Source organism: Paraferrimonas sedimenticola, from assembly GCF_002282855.1.
Taxonomy (GTDB): domain Bacteria; phylum Pseudomonadota; class Gammaproteobacteria; order Enterobacterales; family Shewanellaceae; genus Paraferrimonas; species Paraferrimonas sedimenticola.
Map to the genome: position 1 here is coordinate 111,505 of NZ_NRIR01000001.1, position 14,113 is coordinate 125,617.

Genomic DNA, 14,113 nt, shown 5'->3' on the forward strand with positions numbered 1-14,113 from the left:
CCTTATTCGCTTGGAGTGTCGGCGCTAACTACGCGCACCTGTTGGTGTTGGTATTCGACCACGTCGCCTGCGGCAATCTTTTTGCGCTTGCGAGTCTCTACCTCTTGATTCACTTGAACCCAGCCAGCGTCAATCACTTGCTTGGCTTCGCCGCCGCTACCAGCCCAATCGACCGCTTTCAACAGCTTGTAGAGTTCAATAAATGCCTGGTCCGGCAGTAAGGGAAATTGCTGCACCTGAGTGGCTTCCTGTATACAATGGGGCGCAACTAACGAATTGAGCCCGAAGCAAAATGTGCGCCTAGTATAGCGGCAACTGCTCGGCGTCTCCATCGACAACCTGTGCTACAGCAAGGAATTCATGCAAAAATCGGCGCAATATCAGCTGACTTTGGCTCACATCAACGATTGCCACTCGCACTTTGAAGCTAACTCCCTGCGTCTGGACTTCGACTATCAGGGACAAACTATTCCCTTAATGGCCGACTGCGGTGGCTACGCCGCTATCGCGGCTGCGGTAAAGCAGATTCGCCAAACCCGTACTCACCCTAGCTTGTTTGTCCACGCCGGCGATTGTTACCAAGGCACCCTGTACTACAGCGTGTATCACGGCAAAGCCAACTGGGATTTAATGAATCGCATGGGGCTGGATGCGCTGGTGCTAGGCAACCATGACATGGACCCAGGCAATCGCGGCACACACCCCCTTGTCGATAGCGCTAATTTTCCCGTGTTCGCTGGCAACTGCGATTACAGCGTCGAAGCCGATGACAAGCCTTTTGGCCTTAAAAACCACTCGAATCTTTATCAGTATCAGGCTGAACTCGGTATCGCTCGCTACCAGCTGATACCCTTTCACGACACTCAATTGGCGATATTCGGCGTGACCCTTGAGCAGATGCACAAGGTGGCTACACCAGACCCCGAAGCCCGCTTTCACGACCCTCTTGCTGTCGCACAAACCACCATTGATCACTTACGTCAGCGCGGCATTCGTCATATCGTACTATTGTCTCATTTGGGGTTAACTCAAGACAGAGAACTGGCGAGCAAACTCAAGGGCGCCAGCGTAATTGTCGGTGGTCATAGCCACTCGCTGCAGGGCGACTTTAGTGCTGTAGGGCTGGATCAAGGGCTGGTTTACGGCGATTGCGAAATCCCGAGCGAGCGAATTCCCGTGCTGCACGCGGGCAAGTTTGCTGAAACTCTGGGGGTTGCTGAGCTCACCATGGATGCCGATGGACGAGTGATTAGACTCGCTGGTGGTAATCAACTACTAGTGTCATCATCGGTGACTTGCCCAGAATCTGCTAAGTACCCACAAGCAAAAACGGCGATTAACGCGTTCAACGCCCTGCCTTATGTGGTTCCGGTCTCGCCTGATCTCGAGATAAGCCAGCGAATCGCACAAGAATACCAACCCGCACTTAGGGCCATGGAACATGAGCACATAGCCTACGCCCCCAAAACCTGGCACCACACTCGATTGCCCACCAAGTCCCTACCGCAAGGCAGTGAACTGGCGCCTATGGTGGCCCACGGCTTCTACCGGGCCGCGCGCGAGCTTGGGCACAGGGTCGACTTTGCTCTGCACAACGCCGGCGGAGTGCGCACCTCGCTGCTCGCCGGTGATGTCAGCCAGGCGGATATCGCCGGACGCATGCTGCCTTTTGCTATCCCCTTAGTGTGCTATCAGCTACAAGCCAAGCATCTGGCATTAGCCCTAGAGGGAGCGATTAATGCCGCCATCAACAACGGCGTTCAAAGCACGGGCACCGGCAGTTTTCCCTACGCCTATCGCCTCGGCTATCGATACGATGCCAAGGCTCCGGCCGGTCAACGGCTAACCCAGCTCAAGCTGTTTACCGAGCAAGACCGTTGGCAAGTACTCGACCCTGAACAGTGGTTATGGGGAGTGAGCTCAGCCTATACCGCATCAGGCAAAGAGGGCTACCAGGCACTGCAGCAACGCAAGCAATCGCTTACCTTGCCGCTGATGATGTCAGACTCCTTTATTCAGTTATTACAACATCGTTCACTAGACACGCTTCAGGTGGCTTTTGAACTGGATTTCAACAACTAATGACAAGCACAGACTCAATCACAACCACCAAAGACTGGCTACTACGCGAAGTTATTGGGCTCAATTTGTGTCCATTTGCCAAAGTGCCTTATGACGAGCAACGCATTGGCTATCAAGTCAGCGACACCGATAGCATAGAGCCTGCGCTAAGTGAACTGGTGGAGGCGTTTCTCGATTTGCTCGATAGTGATGACATTGAAACCAGCCTACTGATCTATCACCAAGGCTTTAGCGATTTCGATGAGTTTTGGGAGTTGGTGGGTTATGCCGAGGACTTGATGAATCTACAAGGGCTTGACCAGGTATTTCAATTGGCGCACTTTCACCCAGACTATTGCTTTGAAGGCTTGAATCCCGACGACCCGGCCAATCAAACCAATCAAAGTCCGCTACCCACGCTGCACCTAATTCGCCATTCCAGCTTGGAAATGGCCAAGCGCAGCGGCATTGATATCGATAAAATTCCCGATCGCAATCAAGAACTAATGCGCAAGCGCGCCCGCCACAAAGACCCCGATACAAAGACTAAGTGCTGAGCCGACGCGCCCTTTTGTTACAGGCAATAAAAAAGCATCGCTGTGCGATGCTTTTTTGCGTCCCAATGACTGATTCAGGCTTAGCCGTGACAGTCGGCGCACTTCTCGTCACTAGCATCTAGCTCAGGCTTAGTATCAGCCGTGTGCTCGTGCATTTCGTGACAGTCAGTACAGTTCACTACGTCTTCGTGAGTTGGGTGTGGCTCATCCATGTCTGCCATGCCGCCATGACAGTCAACACAAGTCCCATTCTCATGAGCTAGATCTGCTGATGGCTCGCCATCGGCGTGACAGCTTTCACAGCCACCCGCTTCAGCATGAACATCAGCCAATACGTCGCTCGCGTGTACTGCTGGCGACAAGGCCAACATTGCAAAGCCCGCTCCAAACAGTGCACTTAACAGTTTATTGCTCACAGTTTTTCTCCCTAACAACTAAAAAAAACGCTTGCCATCATAACGGCAAGCGTTTCGTCATACTGTGCTGTAGCTCACTGAAAAATCATCGGTATTTCCGATACTTACTCGGAACGAGTACCACTTTAGAGCTAGCCGTGACAATCAGCACACTTTGGATTTCCCTCGAAGGTAGGAACTTGACCTACATTCATGTCGTGGACTTGGTGACAATCTGAACACACAACGGCATCTTCGTGGGTCGGATGGGGTTCATCCATATCCGCCATACCGCCGTGACATTCGACACACATGGCATTTTCATGGGCACCATCTGCGGATGGTTCGCCGTCAGCGTGACAGCTTTCACAACCGTTAGCATCAGCGTGCATGTCCGCAATGGACTGATCAGCCGCGTCAGTTAATGGTGCAAATGCCAGTACAGCTAGCAGTGCGGCGAATAAGGCCGCGAATGTAAGTTTGCTCACAATAAGCTCTCCATAGTTATTCAACCTGCAGGGTTTGAATCTTTTTGGTGTTCCTTAAAATCACGCTTCCACGCCTTCGAGGTACTGACTACACCAACTATCACCCTAGCGAATGTGTGGCTAATTAGCAAACTTTAGCTCCGCCTAAAATAATTTAATTCAGGCACAAAAAAGGCAGCTTTAACGCTGCCTTTATCAACTAGGTCAATGGCTTAGCCTTGACGCAAACGAGCAATACGCTTCTCTAGCGGCGGATGGCTCATCAGCAGTTCGGCCATGGATTTCTTACCAGAAATACCAAAGGCAGCCATTTGCGCCGGCATGGTGCTCTCGGCGTTGCCTTTCAAGCGCTCAAGCGCTGCAGCCATCTTTTCACGGGATGACAATCGAGCACCGCCCTCGTCAGCGCGATACTCACGAATGCGCGAGAAGTAAGCCACAATGATCGATGCCAAAATACCCAGCAGTAGCTCCATCACGATGACCACCGCCATGTGTGCAAGAAAGCCCATGCCTTCGCCCTCTTCGTCGTTGCTGGCTACTACAGTGTTAACCGCACCAGCTGCCAAACGGGCTAGGAACATGACAAAGGTGTTCAAAACGCCTTGAATCAGGGTCAGGGTCACCATGTCGCCGTTGGCTACGTGGCTGACTTCGTGAGCCAGTACCGCTTCCACCTCGTCACGGGTCATGCCGTAAAGCAGGCCCGAGCTTACCGCCACCAGAGAATTGTCGCGGCTTGGCCCAGTTGCAAAAGCATTCATCTCAGGAGCGTGATAAATCGCTACCTCGGGCATTTTGATGCCCGCTTGTTGCGCCTGGCGAGCGACAGTGTCTAACAGCCACTGCTCATCGGCGTCGCGAGCTTGGTGAATCACCTGAGCACCTGTGCTCTTTTTGGCCATCCACTTGCTGATCAGTAGGCTGATAAACGAGCCACCAAAACCAAAGATGGCACAGAACACTAGCAGACCGGACATGGTCGAAGTGTTCACACCTAAGATGCTCATTACGATACTGGCAACTACCAGAATCGCCATGTTAGTCGCGAGAAATAACAGCACGCGTTTCATTCAGAATCCTCAATTTGAGTTTGTTCGTTATCTGAAAGACATAATATGTCCGAAAAAACAGATTTCAAGGCCTGCTAGCTGAACGGATTGTAAAAATTTATAAAACCAACCTTTTGGTAACTTTGGTGCAACACGCCGTACTAGGTGTACAGAGCCCATTTGACATAGTGCATGACCGATGACAGGCTAGCTGAGTTTTAGAGCCAAGTAGGCCCCCTATTAGCGCCCCAATAAGTGTAACTCACCGGCGTAAAACCGCTCTATTTTCATATGCTTCAGGCTTGTGCTTTGGTACTTGCCTACCCGACCACTAGCAAGGAACTATTATGGCTTTTAATGCATTAATGCTGTCTGCATCTCGAGTCGACGACACCCCATATCTCGCACATGCGCTGTCTTTCATCGAGCCACTGACCCAAGCCAGTCCTGGCGAATGGCTATTTGTGCCCTACGCGGGGGTGAGCTTTAGCTTTGATGACTACTTGGATAAGGTCAATCAGGCACTTTCTCCTATTGGCGTGAGCCTAAAAGGCGTGCATCAATGCGACAATCCTGCCGAATCGATTGCCAACGCTGCCGGTATTATGGTGGGTGGTGGCAACACCTTTGCTCTGCTTAGTCGACTCTACCAAAACGACTTATTGGAGCCACTAAAAGCGCGTTTGGCTGAGGGTATGCCCTACATTGGCTGGAGTGCTGGCTCAAATATCACAGGTGCCAGCATACGCACTACCAACGACATGCCGATTGTTGAGCCACCGAGCTTTAACGCCTTGGCGTTGTTGCCGTTTCAGCTCAATCCTCATTACACCGACTACCAGCCACCAGGGCACAATGGTGAAACCCGCGCCGAACGCTTACTGGAGTTTTGTTGTTTGAACCCGGACACGCCAGTGGTAGGCATCCAAGAAGGTAGCGCGTTGCGATTGCAGGATAAAACTTTGACGCTGCTCGGTGACAAGCCAGGCTATTTATTCCACGGCGAAAAGCAAAAAGTCACTATCCCGGCGGGCAGTGACTTGTCCGAACTGCTTTAATTGGTCGAATTTGAGGCTGTCGGGCCTGCCAGTTAATTAGCTAGTTTGAAAGCTATCTGGAAAGTGCAGATACTCGGCAGCCGCTTCGACGCTCACCCGTTGCAAGTAAGGCACGACCCCAAAGCAAGGGGCATCGATAGCCTGGGTCAGATAATCCACGTTGTCCTGAAAATAATCCATATCCGGCTCCACTTGATTGGCGACCCAACCTGCCAAGGTCACACCGCGAGCCTTGAGATCCGCCACCGTGAGCATGGCGTGATTTAAGCAGCCAAGCTTAACCCCAACCACCAGCAACACAGGCCAGCCTTGTTGCTCAACCCAATCCGCCATAGTTTCGCTTTGATTAAAAGGCAACAACCAGCCACCAGCCCCTTCCACCAGAGCAAAATCTAAGTCTTTAAGCGCGTCAAAATCCATCACCTGGTTTAACAGCTCGCAGCAAAGCGACACGTTTTGCTCAGCCGCCGCAATATGCGGTGCAATCGCCGGTTCAAACGACAGAGGGTTGACCGTGGCGTACTCCAATTCGGTGTTGGCCGCCGCCATTAGCGCTTGCGCGTCGGCGTTGCGAAGCCCGGCTTCAGTGTTATCGCACCCTGACGCAATCGGTTTAAAGCCCGCGGTTTTGCCCTTAGCTAAGGTCAACAGTGCCGCGCTAATCAGGGTCTTTCCGGAATCCGTATCGGTTCCTGTGATAAATAGAGTCACAGTTTTAATCCTCTGAAGTAGGCTATCTGATAGGTCAAAGGCAGACCGTGTTCACAGCGCTGGGCTTCAAGGTGCGCTTGCACCTCGCGCCACCAGGTTTTACCTCTAAGCCCAGGTGAGCGTTGCTGACTGTGATTCGCCCCGACCCCGCGCAAACTGTTGAGCAAGGTTTTCACCGAATCGAAATGGGCGGTTTCGGCGCGGCTCTCCAAATTGACCTCAAAGCCCGCTTGCGTCAGTTGACTCAGCCAAGCTTTTGCCGGAGCAAAGCGATTCACACTAAACCCGCTCTGGCAATCTGACGATTGAAGTTCACTCAGGCTGCCTTGCACCACTACAGCTAAATATAGTCGACCGCCGGAGCTCACCACACGGCCAAGCTCAGAACAACTGCGCTCCACATCGCACCACTGCAGCGCCATGCTAGACACTAAAGCATCGAGACTCTGTGATTGCAGTGGCAACGACTCGGCGTCGCCTTGCACCACATAGGCCTTATTAGGGCGGGCTTGTTGCAGCATGGCGTGAGATAAATCTAGGCCTATCCACTGGCCTTGGGTCTTGAGCGCCGAGTCGATTTGTGTGCCAGGCCCGCAGCCCAGATCCAGCACTCGACCCGTTAAATTGGCGCCCAGTAGCAGATGGCGTGCCACTCGCGTCTGCAATTGACTATGACAGGCATAAGTACTGGCGGCCGAATCAAAGGCCTGAGCAACGGCGGACTTATCGTAACTCATCGAGCACCTCCGCCAATGCGTCGGTCAAGCTTTGAATTTGCTCGGCGCTGTGACGTGCGCCAATGGTAATCCGTAAACGCGCACTGCCGGCCGGAACCGTGGGAGGCCGAATCGCTCCTACCAAAATCCCGCGCTCGCGCAGCTTTGTCGCCAGTTGTAATGCTTTATCCGACTCACCGCATAGCAAGGGTTGGATTGGTGAGTCACTGTCCATCAAGGGCAAGTTCAGAGCTTTGGCGTTGCGTTTAAACAATTCGAGATTGGCGAGCAGTTGTTCACGGCGACGTCCCATTTCGATTTGCTCAAGAGCTGTAATCGCCGCTTGCGCCATCGCCGGTGACAGCGCGGTGCTGTAGACATAGTGACGACCAAAGTTTTGCAAGTAGTCGATAAGCGGACCGTCAGCCAATATCGCAGCTCCCTGACAGCCCATGGCCTTACCAAAGGTCACCACCAGGCAATCGGGACGGCAAAGTTCGCTGGCACCAAAGCCGGTGGCACCTAACACACCAAAACCGTGGGCATCGTCTACGATGAACAAGTCACCACGGCTGTGTGCCAATTGTTGCAACTCCGCCAAGGGGGCAGTGTCACCGTCCATCGAATACAGACTCTCGCACACCACAGCACCCTGCCCCTCAAGTCCCTCGGCTAACTTACGCGCGTGCAACAGGTCGTTGTGGGCAAATCGTTTGAGTTTGGCTTTGGTGGCGCGCATACCATCAATGATTGAGGCGTGTACCAACTTGTCCGCCACAAAGTAATCGAGCGAGTCGCCTAGCGCGCTCATCAGACACTGATTGGCAGCAAAGCCACTGCAAAACAAAATGGCCTGAGAGTAGCCAGTCAACTGACACAGGGCACGTTCCAAGTCCCGGTGGGCCGGGTGATAGCCGCTCACTAACGGAGAGGCACCACTGCCGCTGCCTAACTCAAGGGCGGCATCGGCCAGGGCTTGCGCCATCACTTTGGAGTGGGCAAGACCTAGGTAATCGTTGCTGGCAAAGTTCATGAACGCCTGCGAGCCACTGTCCTCAAGCGGGGCTAGCGTCAAGCGACGCTGGCGCTTAAGTCCTGCTTGTTGCTGAGCTTGTAGGCGCTCGCTTAATCGAGCGCGTGCGTCCGTGTTAGTTGGCTGCGGCATCGTAAAACTGGTTGCTGGCCTTAGCGCTTAATTGCGCTTGAGTTTCTAGTACTTGCTCGTATGCCACAGGATCACCGGCGGATGGGGTTAAACCCAAACGATTGAATAGCTGATGGTCGTCCGACTCTTCAGGGTTGGCTGTGGTCAAGAGTTTACAGCCGTAGAAAATGGAATTGGCACCGGCGAAGAAACACATGGACTGTAGCTCGTCGGACATTTTCTCGCGACCGGCAGACAAGCGAATACGCGATTCTGGCATCATGATCCGCGCCACCGCAATAGTGCGCACAAACTCAAGCGGGTCTAGGTCGTCCAAATCAGATAACGGTGTACCCGCTACTTTCACCAACATGTTAATTGGCACGCTGTCCGGGTGTTTTTCCATATTAGCCAGCGCCACTAACAAGCCGGCGCGATCTTTGGGCTGCTCGCCCATGCCAACAATACCGCCGGAGCAGACTTTCATGCCCGCATCGCGAACGTGAGACAGAGTATCTAAGCGATCTTCGTAGGTACGAGTAGTGATAATATCGCCGTAAAACTCAGGGCCGGTATCCAAGTTGTGGTTGTAGTAATCCAGACCGGCGTCCGCCAGCTCGGCGGCTTGATCGGCGGTGAGCATGCCTAGGGTCATGCAAGTTTCCATGCCTAGGTCTTTCACGCCTTTGATCATTTGCAAAATGTAAGGCATGTCTCTTTGATTAGGGTTGCGCCAAGCGGCACCCATGCAAAAACGGCTAGCACCAGCGTTTTTGGCTTTCTCCGCCTCTTCGAGCACTCGCTCCACTTCCATCAAGCGCTCTTTCTCAAGACCCGTGTTGTAGCGCGCGCTTTGCGGACAGTACTTGCAGTCTTCTGGGCAGGCACCTGTCTTGATCGATAACAAGCGACTCACTTGCACCTGATTGGGGTCAAACACACGGCGGTGGGTACTTTGAGCTTCGAACAACAGGTCATTCATCGGCTTGGCAAATAGGGCTTGAACTTCCGCAACGCTCCAGTCGTGGCGCAGTGATAATTGGGACATAGGGTTTGAGTCTCTTTAATTTTTATGGCGTTTTATTGCGTTTTTATCGCGTCAAATAGGGCTTAGCCTAGCGCTCGATGGATTTCTTGATGAAACCCTAAATCAGAGTGCTAGCACTTAGGCTGAATGTTAGCTAGGATACCGTCAGCAAGGTCACTGTCAACGCTGACCACCCAGCACAAGTTTACTAACGATTAAAAATTAACCAATGAATCTTGATTTTGATCGCCAACACATTTGGCACCCTTATACCTCCACCACCAACCCACTGCCGGTATACCCAGTCGCCAGTGCCGATGGTGTACACATTGAGCTAGAGGGCGGTCAGCGTTTAATCGATGGGATGAGCAGTTGGTGGTCTGTGCTGCACGGCTACAACCATCCGGAGCTAAATCAGGCGCTTGTCGAGCAGAGCAAGAAAATGTCTCATGTTATGTTTGGCGGCTTGACTCACGCCCCAGCCATTGAGCTCTGCCAACGCTTGGTTGAAATCAGCCCAGATCCAATGACTAAGGTGTTTTTAAGCGACTCGGGCTCGGTGGCGGTGGAAGTGGCGATGAAGATGGCCATTCAATACTGGGCCGGCCGCGGTAAGCCAAAAAAACAGAAGTTCGTTAGCCTAGCTCGCGGCTACCACGGCGACACCATGGGAGCCATGAGCGTTTGCGATCCTCACACAGGTATGCATTCCCTGTTCGCCGATGCCCTGCCTAAACAATGGTTTGCCGAGGCGCCACAAACCCCATACGGCGAGCCATTGCGCGAAGGTGATATTGACTCCCTCGCCGAGATTTTATCGACCCACAAAGACAGCATCGCTGCGCTAATTGTCGAGCCTATTGTGCAAGGGGCTGGCGGTATGCGCATCTATAGCGCCGACTACCTCAAGGCAGCAGCAGCCTTGTGTAAAGAGCACGATGTGCTCTTGATTGCCGATGAAATCGCCACCGGCCTTGGACGCACCGGCACCTGGTTTGGCGTGGATCACGCCGGTATCACGCCGGACATCATGACTCTGGGCAAAACCCTGACCGGCGGCTATATTACGCTCGCCGCCACTTTGTGCTCGAATGAAATCGCCGATGGTGTGTGCGCCTCTGAAGCCGGTGTGTTTATGCACGGTCCAACCTACATGGGCAACCCCTTAGCCTGTGCGGTGGCCAATAAAAGCCTTGAAATCCTGCAACGCAATCAGTGGCAAGAAAAGGTCAACGCGATTCAAGTTCAGTTGACTCGAGAGCTGGCGCCTGCCCGCGACTATGATTCGGTTGTGGATGTGCGCGTGCTAGGCAGCATTGGTGTAATACAGCTGAAAAATGATGTGGATATGGCGAAGCTTCAGGCCCTGTTTGTCGAACGTGGCGTGTGGATCCGTCCGTTTGGCAAACAAATCTACATCATGCCTCCCTACGTGATTGAGCCTGATGACTTATCTAAGCTGACCAATGCGATGCTGGCGGCGGCGAAAATTAGCTAATAAGAAAGGCCGGCGATTCGTCGGCGTTTCGATAACTAGCCACCTCGGTTAGTGGTCGCAACTTTGTGCTTGGCATAGCTTATAGTTTCGCCAATGGGCAAAGGCCAGTACGCTAGCTCCGGCCATGGTGAACAACTTCTCGCCCAGCTCGCCCACCAAGTCGTGGCCAAATAGCGCAGTTCCTGCCAGCAAACCTATCCCAGCAAGGATGCCCAACATCACTTTGGCGTCCTTGTGACGTGTGCAGCCCAGAAACGCCGCGATAGCGCTGCAAGGCAAAATCAACCAAAGCAGTAGCATGTGGAAGACGTGCTCATCGCCCATGATAGCGGCAAACGATGGTACGGTGGCCAACAGCACAGGCGTCAGCAAACAGTGCAATGCGCACAGTCCCGAAGCGCCGATAGAAAACTTGTCGAGTAGAGTTTGCGCAGTGGATTTTGCTTTCAATTTGAATCCCTTACTGTATTGAAGTCAAAGCATTGGGACTAAGCATAACACTAACTCGCCCATGTTAGTGAGAATCATTTTCAAAAACAGACCGTAAAAAAGCCGACACTCGCTGTCGGCTTGTTCAATGCTGTTCTCTATTTTTTAGGCTCTAGCCTAATTCAATCACAGCATCCGATTGTAAGGTGCTCGAGCAAGCCAGCACATAGCCCTCGGCAAGCTCTTGCTCACTCAGGCCAGTTTGACTGGTTCGAGTAAACTCCCCTTCGGTTACTTTGCATTTGCAGCTACCGCAAATCCCCGAACGGCAGGCGGCAATGATAGGCAGCTGCATGTCTTCCGCCGCCTCCAGCACGCTAGCGTTTTTAGCCAACTCGGTGGCTTTGCCAAACGCCGGCGCGCTCACCTGAATTTGGCTTGAAGCGTCTTGGCTTAAAGTATCTGCGACTACCGGAGTGAAGCTCTCTTTGTAAAAGCGAGCCATGTCAAACCCGCGGGTCGCCAAGCAATCCTCAAGAATCGCCATAAAGGGCTCCGGCCCACAGGTGAACACCGCAGTGTCGGCTAAGTCATCAATCAAAGCATCAAACAAGGCTTGGTTTAACAGACCAAAGTGATGGGCTGGATCCGCGACCTCAGACAACACCAGCTCCAATTGTAAATTTGAGTGTTGTTCAGCTAAGGCTTGGATCTCACTAGCAAATATCCAATCCTCAACACTGCGAGCAAAGTGGACAAAGCGAATCGGGGCAGTTGAACCTTGGCTAACAAGCTCACGAGCCATGGACATTACCGGCGTAACCCCACTGCCAGCGCTAATCAGTAGGTAGTTAGGTGCCTGAGTATCAGCGTTTAAACTAAACTCACCGGTGGCATGGCTCATACCGATGGCCATCCCCGGCTGCAGCTTGTCGATGAGATGATTCGACATTTGCCCGCCTTCCACTCGCTTGATAGTCAGTGCTAACACATCCGTCTGACTCGGCGACGATGACAGGCTATAGGCCCTTTGCAAAGCCTGACCATTGACCTCGGCTTCTAGTAAAACAAATTGGCCCGGCAGGTAGTCCATTCCCTGACGGTCGAACTCAAATGTCACGGTATCTGCAGTTTGCGCGACTCGTTTGCGGCAAACTCGTTTGGGTAAACTCATGTCAGTCATACTTGCTCACTCAAAAAAAAGAGGCGCTAGGGTTCACTAGCGCCCAAATGGAGTACCAACGAAAATCGCTGGATTTAGTGAACGGCCAGGCAGTCTGCCAAGTCTTGCTCAACAGTGGTGATTAGCTTCAGGCCAGTCATTTCGTTAAGCGCGGTCAGCAGGTTGTCGGTCAAGAAAGCAGGAGCCGTCGGCCCTACTCGAATGTCCTTGATACCCAGTGCTAGCAAGGTCAGCAAAATCGCAATCGCTTTTTGCTCAAACCAAGACAAAATCAGTGACAGAGGCAGTTGGTTTACATCGCACTCAAACGCATCCGCCAAGGCTAGCGCCAACTGAATGGCAGAGTAAGCATCGTTACACTGGCCAACGTCCAAGAAGCGTGGAATGCCGTTGATGTCGCCAAACTCAAGATCGTTAAACTTGAACTTACCGCAGGCCAAGGTCAGCAAAAGGCTGTCTTGAGGGATGGCTTTGGCCAGCTCGGTGTAGTAGCTGCGCTCGGCCTTGTCACCATCACAACCGCCTACCAAGAAGAAGTGCTTAATGTTGCCAGCCTTCACTTGTTCGATAACCGCTGGTGCGGCTGCCATTAGCGCGTTGCGAGCAAAACCTGTGGTGGTGTAGTGCGGGATCTCGTCGTATTGGAAGCCATCTAGCTCAAGGGCTTTATCAATCACAGAACTAAAGTCGTCACCTTCCAAGTGAGTCACACCCGGCCAGCCAACAATGCTACGAGTGAACAGACGATCGGCGTACTGACCCACATTCGGGTCAATCAGGCAGTTCGAGGTCATGACAATGGCGCCAGGGAAGTTCGCAAATTCAGTCTGCTGGTTTTGCCAAGCAGAGCCATAGTTACCCACCAAGTGCTCGTATTTGTTTAGCTCTGGGTAACCGTGGGCAGGCAGCATCTCGCCGTTGGTATAAACATTAATGCCCTTGCCTTGGGTTTGAATCAAGATTTGCTCTAAATCGCACAGGTCGTGACCAGAGACCAGAATGGCTTTACCCGCCACTGGCTTCATGTTGACCTTGGCCGGCGCTGGGTGACCAAACTTGCTGGTCTCACCGCGATCCAGCATTTCCATCACTTGGTAGTTCAAATGGCCAATCGCCATTGCAGTTTCAAGTAGCGGGTCCATTTCAGTGGGGTCTTGGCCCAAAAGCGCCATGATGCGGTGGAATTCAGCAAACACTTGAGCGTCGGTTTGCTCCAGAACGCGAGCGTGCTCGATGTAGGCCGCGACACCCTTTAGGCCATACAGGCACAATAGGCGCAAACCTAGGATATCTTCGTTGATTTCCGCCAGTCCACGGTTAACCGCTGCATTTGGTGCAGCTTGCAAAAGCGCGGCTTTTTCGATGCTGATATCAAAGTCAGCGGCACCGCCTAGGGGTTGTAGCGCGTCACCAGCCAGCATAGCGGCATTTTCCACTAGCTGCTTTAAACGGTCTCTGTGATTTTTGGCGTTAGCGATGAAGTCGATAATACGTTCTTCATCGAAGTTCACATTGGTCAGGGTTGAGAAGAATGCCTTAGCAACATAAGCGTCGATTTGTGGTTCAACGATATCGTATTGGCGAGCCAGATTCGCATAACTAGACACCCCTTGCAGCAAATAAACCAGCACGTCTTGCAGGTCTGAAATCTCTGACGTCTTACCACACATGCCTTGTGAGTAAGCGCAGCCTTTAGCCACTGGAGTTTGAATGGTGTGCTCGCATTGAATACAGAACATATAGTCTTCCTACTTGTTGTCATGGTGCAGCGTGTGAGACTCATCGAATACAGTG

The 14,113-nt window shown here is 52.5% G+C and carries 15 protein-coding genes; 4 read left to right on the forward strand and 11 right to left on the reverse strand.

Annotated elements, in window-relative coordinates; translation table 11 throughout:
- Nucleotides 1-2: 2 nt before the first annotated feature.
- Entirely contained in the window at nucleotides 3-236 is a 234-nt protein-coding gene (locus tag CLC93_RS00480) for an RNA-binding S4 domain-containing protein (RefSeq protein ID WP_245837020.1), read from the reverse strand.
- A gap of 124 nt (nucleotides 237-360) precedes the next feature.
- Between CLC93_RS00480 and CLC93_RS00485 the strand changes: the two genes are divergently transcribed.
- Entirely contained in the window at nucleotides 361-2,082 is a 1,722-nt protein-coding gene (locus CLC93_RS00485; RefSeq protein ID WP_095503980.1) for a bifunctional metallophosphatase/5'-nucleotidase, read from the forward strand.
- Nucleotides 2,082-2,618 carry a DUF1415 family protein gene (locus tag CLC93_RS00490; RefSeq protein WP_095503981.1) on the forward strand — a complete coding sequence of 179 codons (537 nt, stop codon included), beginning with the start codon at nucleotides 2,082-2,084 and terminating at the stop codon, nucleotides 2,616-2,618. Before CLC93_RS00485 ends, CLC93_RS00490 begins: the two co-directional genes overlap by 1 nt.
- 80 nt (nucleotides 2,619-2,698) lie before the next feature.
- Here the strand turns inward: CLC93_RS00490 and CLC93_RS00495 are convergent, their stop codons facing one another.
- The 3 genes from CLC93_RS00495 to htpX form a co-directional block, all read right to left on the reverse strand.
- Nucleotides 2,699-3,034, reverse strand: coding sequence for a cytochrome c3 family protein (locus tag CLC93_RS00495; RefSeq protein WP_245837022.1), 336 nt, complete (start codon nucleotides 3,032-3,034; stop codon nucleotides 2,699-2,701).
- A gap of 131 nt (nucleotides 3,035-3,165) precedes the next feature.
- Nucleotides 3,166-3,501, reverse strand: coding sequence for a cytochrome c3 family protein (locus CLC93_RS00500; RefSeq protein ID WP_095504516.1), 336 nt, complete (start codon nucleotides 3,499-3,501; stop codon nucleotides 3,166-3,168).
- A 212-nt stretch (nucleotides 3,502-3,713) separates the two neighbouring features.
- The gene (gene htpX / locus CLC93_RS00505; RefSeq protein WP_095503982.1) at nucleotides 3,714-4,574 is read right to left on the reverse strand and encodes a protease HtpX; all 861 of its coding nucleotides are present in this window, start codon (nucleotides 4,572-4,574) and stop codon (nucleotides 3,714-3,716) included.
- A gap of 326 nt (nucleotides 4,575-4,900) precedes the next feature.
- On the opposite strand from htpX, the gene pepE reads away from it, so the two are divergent.
- Complete coding sequence (pepE, locus tag CLC93_RS00510) at nucleotides 4,901-5,611, forward strand: dipeptidase PepE (RefSeq protein ID WP_095503983.1); 711 nt, start codon at nucleotides 4,901-4,903, stop codon at nucleotides 5,609-5,611.
- Nucleotides 5,612-5,647: 36 nt separating this feature from the next.
- Here pepE and bioD read toward each other — a convergent pair whose 3' ends face one another.
- From bioD to bioB, 4 genes are read right to left on the reverse strand one after another with little or no spacing between them, the layout of a single operon-like run.
- Nucleotides 5,648-6,322: a dethiobiotin synthase gene (bioD, locus tag CLC93_RS00515; RefSeq protein ID WP_095503984.1), complete on the reverse strand. Its 675-nt coding sequence runs from the start codon at nucleotides 6,320-6,322 to the stop codon at nucleotides 5,648-5,650.
- A complete protein-coding gene (locus tag CLC93_RS00520) occupies nucleotides 6,319-7,059 on the reverse strand; it encodes a methyltransferase domain-containing protein (RefSeq protein ID WP_095503985.1) in 741 nt (246 codons plus the stop codon). Before CLC93_RS00520 ends, bioD begins: the two co-directional genes overlap by 4 nt.
- Nucleotides 7,046-8,203 (reverse strand): aminotransferase class I/II-fold pyridoxal phosphate-dependent enzyme, encoded by a 1,158-nt coding sequence (locus CLC93_RS00525; protein WP_095503986.1) that lies wholly within the window; start codon nucleotides 8,201-8,203, stop codon nucleotides 7,046-7,048. The genes CLC93_RS00520 and CLC93_RS00525 overlap by 14 nt, the downstream gene beginning before the upstream one ends.
- Complete coding sequence (gene bioB / locus CLC93_RS00530; protein WP_095503987.1) at nucleotides 8,187-9,230, reverse strand: biotin synthase BioB; 1,044 nt, start codon at nucleotides 9,228-9,230, stop codon at nucleotides 8,187-8,189. Before bioB ends, CLC93_RS00525 begins: the two co-directional genes overlap by 17 nt.
- A gap of 208 nt (nucleotides 9,231-9,438) precedes the next feature.
- Here bioB and bioA point away from each other — a divergent pair, with 208 nt between their 5' ends.
- Nucleotides 9,439-10,707, forward strand: coding sequence for an adenosylmethionine--8-amino-7-oxononanoate transaminase (gene bioA / locus CLC93_RS00535; RefSeq protein ID WP_095503988.1), 1,269 nt, complete (start codon nucleotides 9,439-9,441; stop codon nucleotides 10,705-10,707).
- Between the two features lie 48 nt (nucleotides 10,708-10,755).
- On the opposite strand, the gene CLC93_RS00540 is transcribed toward bioA, so the two are convergent.
- The 3 genes from CLC93_RS00540 to hcp all read right to left on the reverse strand — a co-directional run bounded on the left by CLC93_RS00540 (nucleotide 10,756) and on the right by hcp (nucleotide 14,058).
- Nucleotides 10,756-11,157, reverse strand: coding sequence for a MerC domain-containing protein (locus CLC93_RS00540; RefSeq protein ID WP_095503989.1), 402 nt, complete (start codon nucleotides 11,155-11,157; stop codon nucleotides 10,756-10,758).
- A 151-nt stretch (nucleotides 11,158-11,308) separates the two neighbouring features.
- Complete coding sequence (locus CLC93_RS00545; RefSeq protein WP_095503990.1) at nucleotides 11,309-12,319, reverse strand: FAD-binding oxidoreductase; 1,011 nt, start codon at nucleotides 12,317-12,319, stop codon at nucleotides 11,309-11,311.
- A gap of 74 nt (nucleotides 12,320-12,393) precedes the next feature.
- Nucleotides 12,394-14,058, reverse strand: a complete 1,665-nt coding sequence (hcp, locus tag CLC93_RS00550) for a hydroxylamine reductase (protein ID WP_095503991.1) — start codon at nucleotides 14,056-14,058, stop codon at nucleotides 12,394-12,396.
- Nucleotides 14,059-14,113 lie beyond the last annotated feature (55 nt).